The sequence below is a fragment of the Verrucomicrobiia bacterium genome, from assembly GCA_036405135.1.
In the GTDB taxonomy this organism is placed as follows: domain Bacteria; phylum Verrucomicrobiota; class Verrucomicrobiia; order Limisphaerales; family JAEYXS01; genus JAEYXS01.
In genome coordinates, this window is the sequence record DASWYF010000031.1 from 80,044 (window position 1) to 92,521 (window position 12,478).

Annotated in this window: 14 protein-coding genes; 6 read left to right on the forward strand and 8 right to left on the reverse strand. The window is 54.1% G+C overall.

The genetic code is table 11. From position 1 onward, the window contains the following. Positions 1-56 precede the first annotated feature (56 nt). The 3 genes from VGH19_15000 to VGH19_15010 all read right to left on the reverse strand — a co-directional run bounded on the left by VGH19_15000 (position 57) and on the right by VGH19_15010 (position 2,651). Positions 57-1,295, reverse strand: a complete 1,239-nt coding sequence (locus tag VGH19_15000; protein ID HEY1172675.1) for an argininosuccinate synthase — start codon at positions 1,293-1,295, stop codon at positions 57-59. A 190-nt stretch (positions 1,296-1,485) separates the two neighbouring features. Further along, complete coding sequence (locus VGH19_15005) at positions 1,486-2,136, reverse strand: HAD family phosphatase (protein HEY1172676.1); 651 nt, start codon at positions 2,134-2,136, stop codon at positions 1,486-1,488. Positions 2,137-2,252: 116 nt separating this feature from the next. Then, positions 2,253-2,651 (reverse strand): VOC family protein, encoded by a 399-nt coding sequence (locus VGH19_15010; protein HEY1172677.1) that lies wholly within the window; start codon positions 2,649-2,651, stop codon positions 2,253-2,255. 122 nt (positions 2,652-2,773) lie between these two features. Here VGH19_15010 and VGH19_15015 point away from each other — a divergent pair, with 122 nt between their 5' ends. The 4 genes from VGH19_15015 to VGH19_15030 all read left to right on the forward strand — a co-directional run bounded on the left by VGH19_15015 (position 2,774) and on the right by VGH19_15030 (position 5,809). Further along, a complete protein-coding gene (locus tag VGH19_15015) occupies positions 2,774-3,154 on the forward strand; it encodes an SMI1/KNR4 family protein (protein HEY1172678.1) in 381 nt (126 codons plus the stop codon). A gap of 20 nt (positions 3,155-3,174) precedes the next feature. Further along, positions 3,175-3,561 (forward strand): hypothetical protein, encoded by a 387-nt coding sequence (locus VGH19_15020; GenBank protein HEY1172679.1) that lies wholly within the window; start codon positions 3,175-3,177, stop codon positions 3,559-3,561. A 162-nt stretch (positions 3,562-3,723) separates the two neighbouring features. Further along, positions 3,724-4,893, forward strand: a complete 1,170-nt coding sequence (locus VGH19_15025) for a hypothetical protein (GenBank protein HEY1172680.1) — start codon at positions 3,724-3,726, stop codon at positions 4,891-4,893. A 103-nt stretch (positions 4,894-4,996) separates the two neighbouring features. Beyond that, positions 4,997-5,809 (forward strand): alpha/beta hydrolase, encoded by an 813-nt coding sequence (locus VGH19_15030; GenBank protein ID HEY1172681.1) that lies wholly within the window; start codon positions 4,997-4,999, stop codon positions 5,807-5,809. Positions 5,810-6,632: 823 nt separating this feature from the next. Here the strand turns inward: VGH19_15030 and VGH19_15035 are convergent. The 3 genes from VGH19_15035 to VGH19_15045 all read right to left on the reverse strand — a co-directional run bounded on the left by VGH19_15035 (position 6,633) and on the right by VGH19_15045 (position 9,796). Further along, the gene (locus tag VGH19_15035) at positions 6,633-7,112 is read right to left on the reverse strand and encodes a GreA/GreB family elongation factor (GenBank protein ID HEY1172682.1); all 480 of its coding nucleotides are present in this window, start codon (positions 7,110-7,112) and stop codon (positions 6,633-6,635) included. A gap of 63 nt (positions 7,113-7,175) precedes the next feature. Beyond that, positions 7,176-8,294, reverse strand: coding sequence for a lactonase family protein (locus tag VGH19_15040; protein ID HEY1172683.1), 1,119 nt, complete (start codon positions 8,292-8,294; stop codon positions 7,176-7,178). A gap of 185 nt (positions 8,295-8,479) precedes the next feature. Further along, on the reverse strand, positions 8,480-9,796 hold the full coding sequence (locus tag VGH19_15045) for a PQQ-dependent sugar dehydrogenase (protein HEY1172684.1): 1,317 nt from the start codon (positions 9,794-9,796) through the stop codon (positions 8,480-8,482). Positions 9,797-10,216: 420 nt separating this feature from the next. Between VGH19_15045 and VGH19_15050 the strand changes: the two genes are divergently transcribed. Continuing rightward, complete coding sequence (locus VGH19_15050) at positions 10,217-10,891, forward strand: hypothetical protein (protein HEY1172685.1); 675 nt, start codon at positions 10,217-10,219, stop codon at positions 10,889-10,891. A gap of 137 nt (positions 10,892-11,028) precedes the next feature. Here VGH19_15050 and VGH19_15055 read toward each other — a convergent pair whose 3' ends face one another. Further along, positions 11,029-11,322 (reverse strand): hypothetical protein, encoded by a 294-nt coding sequence (locus VGH19_15055; protein HEY1172686.1) that lies wholly within the window; start codon positions 11,320-11,322, stop codon positions 11,029-11,031. 111 nt (positions 11,323-11,433) lie between these two features. On the opposite strand from VGH19_15055, the gene VGH19_15060 reads away from it, so the two are divergent. Continuing rightward, entirely contained in the window at positions 11,434-11,646 is a 213-nt protein-coding gene (locus tag VGH19_15060) for a hypothetical protein (GenBank protein ID HEY1172687.1), read from the forward strand. Positions 11,647-11,741: 95 nt separating this feature from the next. Here VGH19_15060 and VGH19_15065 read toward each other — a convergent pair whose 3' ends face one another. After that, entirely contained in the window at positions 11,742-12,167 is a 426-nt protein-coding gene (locus VGH19_15065; GenBank protein ID HEY1172688.1) for a hypothetical protein, read from the reverse strand. Between the last annotated feature and the right edge of the window lie 311 nt (positions 12,168-12,478).

Consider the following 12,478-nt stretch of genomic DNA (forward strand, 5'->3'; position numbering starts at 1 on the left):
CAAGAAAACCCGGATGGCTTTCGCCATCCGGGTTTTTGGAATTCTTCTAAAGTATCTTACTTCTTCTTTTTCTTCGCGCCGTGGACTTTTGCGGCCACCTTCAGGCGCAAGCCATTCAAGCGGATGAAGCCCGTGGCGTCGTTCTGGTTGTAGGCCTTCGTCGGGTCCGCTTCCATCGTGGCGATGTGCGGGTTGTAGAGGCTCACCGGGGACTTGCGGCCCGCTGCGTAGATGCCGCCCTTGTAGAGCTTCACGCGCACCGTGCCCGTCACGTTCTTCTGGCTCTCTTCCACATACGCCTGCAACGCCAACCGCTCCGGTGCATACCAGAAACCGTTGTAAACGAGTGAGGCATACTTCGGGATGAACGAGTCGCGCTGATGCATGACTTCACGATCCATCGTGAGGCTCTCCATTTGGCGATGTGCGAAGATGAGGATGGCACCACCCGGCGTTTCATAGACACCACGGCTCTTCATACCCACGAAGCGGTTCTCCACCATGTCCACGCGACCGACGCCATGCTTGCCGCCGATCTTGTTCAGCGCGCGCATGACTTCGAGCGGCGACATCTTCTTGCCGTTCACTGCCACGCAATCACCCTTCACGAAATCCAGCTCCACATACTCCGCCTTGTCTGGTGCGTCTTCTGGCAACACGGACAGCGTGGTGAAATATTCGCGATTCTTCAGGTCGAAGGAATCGTACCAAGGATCTTCCAAGATGCCCGCCTCATACGAGATGTGCAGGAGGTTGCGGTCCATGGAGTAAGGCTTCTTCGCGGAAGCCTGCACGGGAATACCCTTTTTCTCGCAGTAAGCGATCATCTCGGCACGGCCCGGGAATTCCTTGCGGAACCGTTCATCACGCCATGGCGCGATGACTTCCAGATCAGGAGCCAAAGCGGCAGCGGTCAGCTCAAAACGCACCTGATCATTGCCCTTGCCCGTGGCACCATGACCCACGGCCGTAGCGCCCTCTGCCTTGGCGATCTCCACCATGCGCTTGGCGATCAACGGACGCGCGATGGAGGTGCCGAGGAAATACTGCCCCTCATAGATGGCACCCGCACGGATGATCGGGTAAATGAAATCGCTGGCGAATTCTTCCTGCAGGTCATCGATATAGATCTTCGATGCGCCCGTCTTCTTCGCCTTCTTTTCGAGGCCCTTGAGCTCGTCGTCCTGGCCCACATTGGCGCAGAACGCGATCATCTCGGCGTTATAGGTATCTTTGATCCACGAGAGCAGCACCGAGGTATCGAGGCCGCCCGAGTATGCCAGCACAATTTTCATAGTCACAAAATTCCAACCAAACCAGAGACGCGACTAAACGACAACCGGACTAAACAGGAAAGAACAAATTTCAAGAGCAATGACCAATGACGAAGCACGAATGACCAAGGAATGAAACAATGCCCAATGAACAAATGTCATTGGGGCTTGGTCATTTGTCATTCCTTCGTCATTCGGATTTGGACATTGGTCATTTAACTCCTAGAAGTCGCTCAATCTCGTCGTAGTTTTTGACGATATGATCTGCCCGGCCCAGCTTGTCTGCCGCAAAGGAATTGGTGATGGCGATCACTTGCATGCCCGCCGCTCTGCCCGCTTCCACACCGGCGACAGAGTCCTCGATCACCACACAGTCTGCCGGTTTCTTTTTGATGAGATCGGCGGCGCGCAGGAAGATGTCCGGTGCGGGTTTCCCCTTCGCCACATCCTGGCTGCTAACCACGGCGGAGAAGAAGGAACGCAGATTTTTGATGACGAGCACTTCATCAATGACCGGGTGCAACGAACCCGAAGCAACGGCGAGCGGATACTTCGCATTCAGCTTGGCGACCAACTCCGGCAAGCCATCGAAGATCGGCTGCTCTGCGCGTAGGATTTCCAGAAAGCGATTCTGCTTCATCGCCGTCAGGTCTTCGTAACTGTAGGTGGGTTTGTGATTCGCGATGAAGTCGAGCCACACCGCTTTATCCGAGCGCCCAATGTAATCGGGGAAATGGATACCGTGCGTCTGGCCGTAACCGAGCCGGTCAAAGATCTCCAAAAACGCTTTCTCGTGACGTGGTTCACTGTCCACGATCACGCCATCCATATCAAAAATCACCGCCGAAAAAGGCTTTAGCATACGACAAATTTTATCTTAGCCACAGATGGACACAGATTAACACAGATAAGGTAAATGACCTTTAAATCTGGTTACATCTCTATCATCAATCTGTGTGTATCTGTGTTAATCTGTGGTTACTTTTTATTAAAAACAGAACTGGAGGGGCGTTCGACGAAGTGCAACAGATTGCCTTCGGCGTCTTTGAAGAAGAGGACGCTGCCGCCACCGCCAGCGGGCTTAACCGGTTCCGTGAACACCACCCCACGCGCTTCGAGTTCTTTCTTCGCCACCTCAATAGATTCCACTTGGAGTGCGAAATGGCGGATGCCCGCCACGGAGTTATCGCCCACATCGGCGACGACACGTTTGCAGGGGCCAATCTCCAAGACCAGGCCGCCGGAGAGCTTCACGAAGTAAAGCGGGACTGCTGCATCCTGCCAGACGATCTCCGCGCCGAGCACGCGCCCATACCACTCCTGCAAGACCGTCGGCGACTGGGACGGCACACCGATATGTTCCACCACAAATTTCATGCGCCGCATTGGTAACGCGCCGGGAGAGGAAAGCAATGGGAAACGCAACACAGGCATTATCACCCCTCGAGTTTACTTGCCCGCTTAGCTTCAACCGCATAAATAAAAACCAAGGATTCATCATGCAAAGACTCACGAACGAAACCATCACAGAAATTGAGCACACGATTGGAGTATCTCTTCCTGGTCTATACCGAAAACTGTTAATCGAAATCGGCCATGGCAAGTTTGACCAGAAACCGGAATGCAGATGGAACACCGCCAAGGAAATTTACCACCCCACCGCTATCCGCGAGCTATATTCTTCATTCTTTGATAATCCCTCTGTCCTGTTTTCACCATACTTTCCCTTTGGCTGCGACAATCAAAGACAGGATCTATGGATCATCGACTCAAGCCGTGAGCTAGCAGCGTGCATTGCTCACTCAACCCACCCAGACGATTGGCCAGAGGAAGAATGGTTAGCCTTCGAAGATTGGATCAAAAAGCATCTCAAAGCGTAAGTCCCCCTCATTGCCAGCTTATGAATTCACCGGCTCACAAGCACATAATTTTCCTGACTCAGCTAAACAGCAAAATCATAGCTCATTATATTGAGCTAGGTGAGCCCATAGGCGAATTCCATCAAACTGATACCGGAGAAATATTTTTCAATTATCATCAAGCGACCGATCGCTCATGGTATGTGAACAAAACGCTCGCCGCCTTTCGTCAATCAGCGGAAATCTTCAATCGTTTCTGCCTCCAACATGCCAACGATGAAAACACCGATGACGAATCAATCTGGTCTTTGGCAGCAGCACAACTGCAACACGATCTCGAACAAATCGAACCATTAGGCGATCCAGCAACCTCTCTATGGAGCACCACTATTTACGACACTGAATGGGGTTTGCTGAATTTGCACTGATCAAGTCGTGAGACCAGAAACGAATCCCCGAGCTCAACCAATCTCACCACTAGCTACGCCTAGAATAATTCCCCCGAACCAAACTCATACACTGTTCGTAACACTTCCATGACCGTCACCAGCATACGTCCCCTATTATCCCTGACTGTCTTACTGGTCTTCATGCAAGGAGCTTTGGGTGCTGATGGCTCGAATCAAGGTCCCGGTCCCGGCAGGGCTCCTGCCGGGACACCGGGACCGTGGGATGCGGATGTGGTGGTGTATCGCGCAGGGACGGATGGGAAAGCAGAGAAGATGGCGACATTTGAGCGGGCCGGTGTGCCAACTGTAGCCCGCATGAAGGATGGGCGGCTTATCGCAGCGCATCAGTATTTTCCAGAGAATGATCGGGAGAACTTTGACAAGGTCGCCATCCATTTCTCTGCTGATGAAGGCAAGACTTGGACCGCGCCTGAGGTCTTGCGTTTGAAAAGTTTGCCGGGAGAGATGCGCTATCCGTTTGATCCTACGTTAGTGGCTTTGCCGGATGGGCGCATCCGGGTTTATTTTACTTCCCTCATCGGACGGCGTTTTGAGGAACATGTCCCGGCGATCTATTCGGCCATCTCAACCAATGGTGTTGATTACACTTTTGAACCGGGCATGCGCTTCGGCGTCAATGGGCGCTTTGTGATCGATTGTGCGGTGGCGTTGCACAACGGTGTGTTTCATCTCTACTCACCGGACAATGGCGCGCAGGAGCAAGGCGGCAATCGCAACGGTCCGCCCAAGATGGAGGGACAAGAAGGCGTGGGCTATCATGCGACGAGCACGGATGGATTGAACTTCACGCGGCAGCCGGACGTGAAGCTGGATGGACGGCGTCGCTGGCTGGGAAATGCGCAATCCGATGGGAAGGTGATCGCGTTTTACGGCACAGGTCATCCGCTGGACTTCGTGCCTACGCCTGGTCAACGCGGTGGTAATCTATGGATGGCGACGAGCAGTGATGGGCAGGCGTGGCAGTTGATCAAAAGCCCTTTGGTAATGGGGGCTGATCCGGGCGCGGTGACTTTGAAGGATGGGAGCTTGCTGGTCGTGACGACGGGAGAGCCGCGACCGGGAACGGCGAGTGCGAATCGGATGCGTGGTAATAATAACAATGGCGGAGAGAATTTTCGGCCGGTTGTTATCACGCCAGTCATGAAGGCGTTGGATGTGAACAATGACGGGATGTTGGATGCGGAGGAACTGGCGAATGCGACGGCGGCATTGAAGACATTGGATCGGGATGGGAATGGGAGATTGAGCGGGGATGAGTTTCGGGCGGTGAATCAGGGAGAGCGGAGGTAGAAGGGTTAGATAAAGAAATCGAGGACGACGACGAGAACGAGGACGATTACGAATAGGCAGCTGACTATTGCGCGAGTCCCTATACTCCCCTAGCCTGCTGCGCATGCGTTATCTCCTTTGTCTGTTGCTGCTTTGTGCCACATCGGCGTTTGCGGATCTCAAAACGGATATAGAGTTTGCGAAGGCCGGTGATGTGAGCCTGACGTTGGATGCTTTCACGCCGGAGGGGGATGGTCCATTCCCTACCTGCATTCTCGTGCACGGTGGCGGGTGGATGCGCGGGGACAAGACGACGTATATCAAGCCGTTGTTCGAGCCGTTGAGCAAAGCGGGCTTCACGTGGTTCACGATCAATTATCGTCTCGCGCCGACGAACAAGTTTCCCGCGTGTATTGAGGATACGGAAGCGGCGATACGCTGGGTGAAGGCGCATGCGAAGGAATATAAGGTGGATACGAAGCGCATCGCGATTATCGGTGAATCTGCAGGCGGACACATAGTATCGTATGTGGGCGCGAGGGCGAAGGGTGATACGGCGGTGGCGGCAGTGGTGCCTTATTATGCGCCGCATGACCTTGTCTTGCATGCGGACACACGCAAGGCGCTGGGGCCTTCTCTTGAAGCGTTGTTCGGATTGAAGGAGTTGAATGATGAATCGCGCAAGGTGTTGAAGAATGCTTCGGCCACGACGTATCTGCAGAAGGGTATGCCGCCGTATCTGCTCATCCACGGCACGAAGGATGAGCAGGTGCCGTATGAGCAATCCGTGAAGTTTCAGGAACAAATGAAGGCGCTCGGGAACACGTGCGATTTCATCACGATCGAGAACGGCATCCACGGCATGGGTGGATGGCAGAAGCTGGGGTCGAATTACCAGCAGGAGATGATCGATTGGTTGAAGAAGACGTTGAAGTGAGGGTACGGTTATCTGTCTTTTCGATTGTCTCAAACAAAGCTGATAGCGGTTGGTTGATTCAAGTTACATTTCCCCTCACCCCGGCCCTCTCCCTTGGGGCTGAGCATTACCCACAAGTCTATAAAGCGTGAATGAACAAGACTGAGGACAGGGAGAGCTGCGTTTTTCGGAGGCCGGTTTCATTTGAGAGGTCGGCGGTGAAGGCCAAAGTCAGGGCAAAGCGGCAGCTCAGTAGTGTCCAGCTATAACTGTTTAATGAAAAAAAGGTTCTGTTCTGGGTGTTCTGAGCGAATATATCGATGGTGGGAGTTTGCATCGAAGATGCTGGCACTGCAGATCTCAGCGTTTCGTTCAATGTTTTGTCAGTCTTGATCTGTTGTTTCAAGATGGCCACGTGCAGATAAGTACAGATGACAAACCCTACTTGGCAACGGACGTTTTCTGAGCGGCCTTAGAGGCTGCGCAGTCGCAATGCTGTTTGAACATCCAAGTCGGTAACACGCCGACTGTGGAAAAACACCTGTAAACATAGGCGTTTTATTTGCTCACACAAAAGATAGCTGGACACCACTGAGCGGCAGCTTTGCCCCACCTTAATAAGGGAGTTCCCGCTGGCTGGACGCTGGTGACCACTTATGGGTAATGCTCAGCCCTTGGGGAGAGGGTGGTAACATTTTCAACTGCGGAGTCTGTTTGAGCGCTGGCTCTTTTACTTCTCGCAATCACTCTCGCGACCTTTCAGGCCGCTGACTGCATCCCGTTTGACAACCCAAGGCAGACGAGCTGCCTTGGGCTATGCTCTTTTGGCCCTTTGGGCCAAAAATTAGCTCACCGAAAGGATGCGGTAATCACTCTTCGTTCCGGCGATCTCCATTTTGATGCGGTCGCCTTGTTTTTTGCCGATGAGTTGCTGGCCGAGCGGTGATTGCGGGGTGATGACGAGGATGTCGCGTTTTCCCACGATGACTTCGAGGCCACCGGAGCGGGAGGCGATGAAATAGAGCATCTTCTCACCTTTGGCATCGAGCTCCACCAAGGCGCCGAGATTGATCGGTTCCTCAGGTGTAAAGTCTTTCACGATCAGCTTCTGGAATTCTTCGATGGCGGCTTCCGTCTCGGCGGCCTGACGGGATTGGCCGCGTGCGAGATAGGAGGCTTCGAGGCCGCGCGTATCGTATTTATTTTCCGCTTTGCTTTGCGGGTCAGTGGCTTCGGCACGGGCTGACAACGCCGCTTTGTAATAGAGTTTCAAATCCGCAGTGAGTTGCGCGATGATCTTTTTGATGAGGGCCTGTTTCTTCACGTCGTAAATATAAAATGAGAAGGCCAGCCGTTTGAGCGGCTGGCCAGATTGTTCAGTGCCAGCTTACTTCTTGCGATAGACCAGACTCACAGGGAACGGCACTTCCGTGGTGTTCCCTGTTTCGCTCAGTTTGCCGGTTTTTTGGTCGATCTTGAAGACGACCAAGTTAGCAGAATCCTGATTCGCGGCGATGAGCCAGCGGCCATCGGGGCTGATGGAGAAAGCGCGCGGGTTCTTGCCGCCAGAGCTGATGTGCTGAGCGAGCGTGAGCTGGCCAGACTTCGGATCGATGGTGTAGACCACGATGGTATTATGTCCGCGATTGGAGCCGTAGAGGAACTTGCCGCTCGGATGCGCTTCCAGTTCAGCGGTGCTGAAGCCGCGCTCCACTTTCGTGCCTTCGGGCAAGGTGGAGATAGTTTGTATCTCGGTGAGGCCGCCGCCTTTGCTATCGCGTGTGTAAGCGGTGACGTTGCAGGTCATCTCGGTGATGACGTAGGCGAAGTCCGACTTCGGATGCATCACGAAGTGGCGAGGGCCAGCTCCCGGTGCGGTGCTACCGAAAGCGGGATCGCTGGGCGTCAGCTTGCCATTGCTGGCGTTGAGCTTGTAGATCATCACCTTGTCGAGGCCGAGATCCGGTACGTAAACGAAGCGGTTGGCTTCATCCACGTAGATGCCGTGGGCGTGCGGGCCTTTCTGGCGACCGGCATCGGGGCCGGAGCCGGAGTGTTGCACGAAGTCGCTCGCTTCTTTCAAGCGACCATCGGAGAGCACGGGGAAGACGGCGATGCTGCCGCCGCCGTAATTAGCGGCGAGGACGTGGCGACCGGTTTTATCCACCGTGAGGTGACAGGTGCCGTCGCCTTGCGCGCTGGCGTCATTCAGGAATGTCAGGGCGCCGGAATCTTCGCTGATACTGAAGGCGGAGACTTTGCCGGCGGGGCCGGTTTCATTCACGGAGTAGAGGTATTTGCCGCTGGGGTGCAGAGCTAGGAATGAGGGATTCGTCGTCGTGGCGGAGAGCGCTTTGGGAGACAACTTGCCGGTGGCGCCATCCAGTTTCACGCGGTAGATGCCACGGCTGTCGCCCTTGGTGTAGGTGCCGACATACACGTCATAGTCTGCCGCGAGCAAGGAACCGGTGGTAATCATCATCCCCAACAGTAAACTCAGTTTCATCATTTACCTCTAGATTTAGTGTTACGTCTTAAATCTGTTTTAAACTTCTGGTGCGCTCAGGGGAGCACCCCTCACCCCGGCCCTCTCCCCTCCGAGGGGCGAGGGAGATGGAGCGTTGCTCTGCTTTTCTCCATCACTGACATTTCGTGAGCCATGCCACGCTACGCACATCACTACGCTATATATTACTCCCCAGCAGAGGCGGGAGTGATCTTGTAAACTTTGCCGGTCTTGCCGGTGACGGCGTTGCGGCCGTTGATGAGCACGTAGAGTTCGCCATCGGCGTCTTCGCCGAAGGCGGTCACGTAGCCAGCGAGGCGACCGTTCGGGAGATTGCTCACGGGGAGGTTCTCCATGGTCCATTGGCCTTTGCCATCGGCAGGACGGGTGGCCACGAAGAGGATGCCATCGGGCACGCCCCAGTTGCGGGACCAGTCGGCGAAGATGTATTTGCCATCAAGCGCGGAGAGCGCTTTGCCACGGTAGACGTAGCCGCCGGTGACGCTGATGCCTTTTAAGTCCGTGCCACCAGGGTGACCTTTCAGGTTTTTGTAAGCGACGATCGGATCAATGAAGCTCGTGCCGTCTTCGGCTTTGGCAGCGGGAGTCTCCGGCGGTTTGATCGGATTATCGGGGTTGAAGCCGATCATGCCTTCGCGCAGGTTCCAGCCGTAGTTGCCGCCCTTCACGATGATGTTGATCTCCTCGAACATGCTCTGGCCGACGTCTGCGGCGAAGAGTTCTTTCTTGCCGCCGCGATCGAAGGAGATGCCCCAGGGATTGCGTATGCCGTAGGCGAAGACTTCCGCTTTGCCGCCGCCTTTGGCGAACGGGTTGTCTTGCGGGATGGCGTAAGGGGCTTTGCCATCCACATCGATACGCAGGATTTTACCGAGGATGTTGTTTTTGTCCTGACCGTTGCCTTTCGGGCCGTGGCCTTTGCCGCGATCATTGCCATCGCCGCCATCACCGACGCCGATGTAGAGGAAACCATCGGGACCGAAGGCGATGCGTCCGCCGTTGTGGTTGAAGGACGGTTTATCGATCTGCAAGACGATACGTTCGGAATTAGGATCGGCTTTCGTGGGGTTCTTGGCGTCCACGGTGAACTCAGCGATGTGCATGGTGTGATCCCAGTCTTCCGGGGCACCGGCACGGCGCGGGGCGCTGTAGGCCACGTAGAACTTGCGATTCGTCTTGAACTTGGGATGGAAGGCGAAATCCAAGAAGCCGCGCTCGTCGAAGCCATCGCGGAGCTTGGTCATCTTGGGGCGGAGATCAAGGAAGAGTTCTGCGGCGAGCTTGCCGTCTTTATCAAGGAGATGGGCGGTGCCGCTCTGGTCGGTGATAACGGTATTACCAGAACCATCCGGGATGGAGGCGAGCGCCATGGGGGACACAAGGCCGTCCGTGACCAGTTTCAGAGAAACAGGTGCCGCCGCTTGTGTCGTGAGGGTTGCGCCAAGAGAAAATACTGCCGCCAATTTCCAAATGGATTTCATGGCGCGCAATATGCATGGGCTCATTTCTAAAAGCGAGATGAGAAATTGATTCACCACGGAGGCACGGAGGGCGCGGAGAATGGCCACAAAGAGGCAAAGAAGGCACAAAAGGAGGACTGCATGAAACTAACACCCGTAATGATAAATCAAACGAGGTCGGCTCGATCAACCCTCACCCCTACCCTCTCCGCCGAAGCTCGGCCTGCCATTTAAGGGAGAGGGAGAACATTTAGTGCGTTGATAGAAAGGCAGGCGTGCTGGCTGTTGAATTGTTCAGATCAAGAGTTAGCGCGGACTAATGTCCGCGGCTACGAGGGAAGGGTTCGGAAAGAACATTTTAAAATTTCATGGATACGGCATTGCGTAGTGAAGGCGCATTTGGCACAACAGCGCCTCCGAATTTTCCTTGTCGTAATGCGTATGAAAAAAGAACCGAAGAAGAACGCTGAATTGCAATTGTTGAATCTCCTGAAACAGATCCTGCCGAAGGCCACGGATGATGCGAAGCTGGCGAGCAAGATCTACAGTGCGATCGAGAGCGAGTTGAAATCGAAGGCGCGCGTGAAGGCTTTTGATACTTTCTGTGAAAAGGTGGCGCTGCCTGATCTGGAGGCGCAGAGCATCGCGGAGGTGAAGGAGCAACTCGCGGCTTCGTTCGGTGACGGGGATGTGACGATCAAGCCGAACAAGAAGGAGCAGACGCTCACGGTGGAGGTCGCGATGCCGGATGGCACGCAGTTCACAAGCGAGATCAAGGTGAATCCAGACGCCAAGAACGAGAGCGATGAACAGGAAGTGAAACTGAAGTTCATCCCCTTCCCGGTCAGCCTGCCGGGTGACAAGGAGCTGGTGTGGATCATGGCGAAGCGTGAGAGCATGTCCAATGACGAGGCGGCGATCGCACTGACGAAGCTGGAGGAGGATTTCTGGGCGACAAAGGCGGGGCAGAAGCTGCAGAAAGATCGCGTGGAGAAATGCTTCCCGGAATTTATCGCGCGTGTGCCGGGCGGGATGCTCACAGAAGTGGGATTGAAGCGGCATTACAAAACGCCGGAGGTTTTGAAAGTGCTGCGGAGCGGTGGGCAGACGAAGTAAGGGACGAACCACAGACCACACAGAATACACAGAAAAAAATTTCCCAAGACGGCATAGCTGTCTTGGGTTTTTTCTTTTTGGGAAGTGACGAGGGTAGCGCCTGCTGGCTGCGAGCCTGCACTACAGGGGGGGTGTGATCAGGCTGGTTGGAGGGCTTTTCTGAGGCGTCGGTTTTCCAGCCACAGAGCGAGATTTGAACCGCTCAGCAAGATGGCAAATGTGTGCTTTCCGGCGAGGCGGAAGAAAACACAGCATAGAAGAAAGGCCACCAGACTGAACAGGATGAGATAGATTCTATCTTTGAACAAAGGATTCATGGTCGGCTGCGATTTCAGGTGGAGACTGATATGCACTTTAGCATTTGTGGTGGTTTTGCCAAGGGTAATGAGGATTTGAAAAGGTGAACCGAGGAATAAAAACACAACGCCCACGCTCCAGGGGCGATGCCTTTTGACTCTAGGATGGTGAGGTGTACACCCAGTTCTTTTGATGAGGTATGGGTGTACTGTTTAGAACGGTGAAAATGAAATGTCGGGTCGTAGATGAATATCATGCAACAGAACTTGGATACTGCGGATGATGAGAACAAAACTGCCACGGCTGAGGTGGAGGAGCATCATTCGAGTTATCTGGAGGACAAGGAGTTGCGGATCAAGAGTTACGTGCTGGTGGCGTTGGCGGGAGCGGGTTTGCTGTTCTGGTGCGGGCTGGTTTTCTGGGTGGTGACGGTGGTGATGAAGAAGTGGGGCACATGAGTTTCAAGTTTTCAGTGTTCAGTTTTCAGCGGGAGCAGCAAAGCCAACATGCGAAGGTTTTCAACCGAATGGGGTCAAGCGAATGAAAAGCTGGTTCACTTTTGTTTCTTCAAGATCATGTCGCTTGAGATGGCGAAGGTTATACGTTCTACGGTTGGTCCATCGGGGATTGGCCAGTAGGTGCGACCGCTGGTCTGCTCTGGCGCACTGAGAACTGTGTTGGATTGCGGGTCGTACATCACAGAAAAGTGTTCATTGGGCGTGAGATTGATCTCGGCAGATTTCTCAACGATCTTCCATTTGCCTGATTCGCCAACGATTTCCTTCCCAGCCACCCAACACGAGTGGGTATAGGTTCCATCACTTTTAAAGATCACGACTTCCCTGAGTTTTCCGTGTGTGGCTTCATATGTGCCGGGAAAGTTCGCGACCCAATTCGCCGGAAGGGTGCCCTTATCTGAGCAGGCGATCGCCATAAGGAGCGGCAGCAGGATGAGGTATTGGAAGGAAATGAGTTTCAAGTTTTCAGGCCGGTTGCGCCGGCGGGTCTATAAGTGCCAATGTGCAATAGCCGATAGCCAACGTTTTCAACCGAATGGGGTCAAGCGAATGGAGGGGAATGGGTCGGGATAGGACTCATGGGACGTATGGTGGGAGGTTTTGAAATATTTCATGTTTTTAAAAAGATTATTGGTTCTTCGCTGTTTTCAGTGGAATGGGGATTTGGTAGGAGGAGGAGATGACACCAGAGCGACTGTTTCATGAGTTATTGGGCTTGGGGATGAACTGGGAGGTGAAGGCGAGCCGGTTTGACCGGGACGACGGATTGGTC

Excerpts from the sequence above, each read along its gene's own strand:
- VGH19_15005 (HEY1172676.1), bottom strand. The coding sequence starts at position 2,136 with ATGCTAAAGCCTTTTTCGGCGGTGATTTTTGATATGGATGGCGTGATC.
- VGH19_15000 (HEY1172675.1), bottom strand. The coding sequence starts at position 1,295 with ATGAAAATTGTGCTGGCATACTCGGGCGGCCTCGATACCTCGGTGCTG.
- VGH19_15040 (HEY1172683.1), bottom strand. The coding sequence starts at position 8,294 with ATGAAACTGAGTTTACTGTTGGGGATGATGATTACCACCGGTTCCTTG.
- VGH19_15010 (HEY1172677.1), bottom strand. The coding sequence starts at position 2,651 with ATGAAATTTGTGGTGGAACATATCGGTGTGCCGTCCCAGTCGCCGACG.
- VGH19_15045 (HEY1172684.1), bottom strand. The coding sequence starts at position 9,796 with ATGAAATCCATTTGGAAATTGGCGGCAGTATTTTCTCTTGGCGCAACC.
- VGH19_15030 (HEY1172681.1), top strand. The coding sequence starts at position 4,997 with ATGCGTTATCTCCTTTGTCTGTTGCTGCTTTGTGCCACATCGGCGTTT.
- VGH19_15020 (HEY1172679.1), top strand. The coding sequence starts at position 3,175 with ATGAATTCACCGGCTCACAAGCACATAATTTTCCTGACTCAGCTAAAC.
- VGH19_15025 (HEY1172680.1), top strand. The coding sequence starts at position 3,724 with ATGCAAGGAGCTTTGGGTGCTGATGGCTCGAATCAAGGTCCCGGTCCC.
- VGH19_15060 (HEY1172687.1), top strand. The coding sequence starts at position 11,434 with ATGAATATCATGCAACAGAACTTGGATACTGCGGATGATGAGAACAAA.
- VGH19_15050 (HEY1172685.1), top strand. The coding sequence starts at position 10,217 with ATGAAAAAAGAACCGAAGAAGAACGCTGAATTGCAATTGTTGAATCTC.
- VGH19_15015 (HEY1172678.1), top strand. The coding sequence starts at position 2,774 with ATGCAAAGACTCACGAACGAAACCATCACAGAAATTGAGCACACGATT.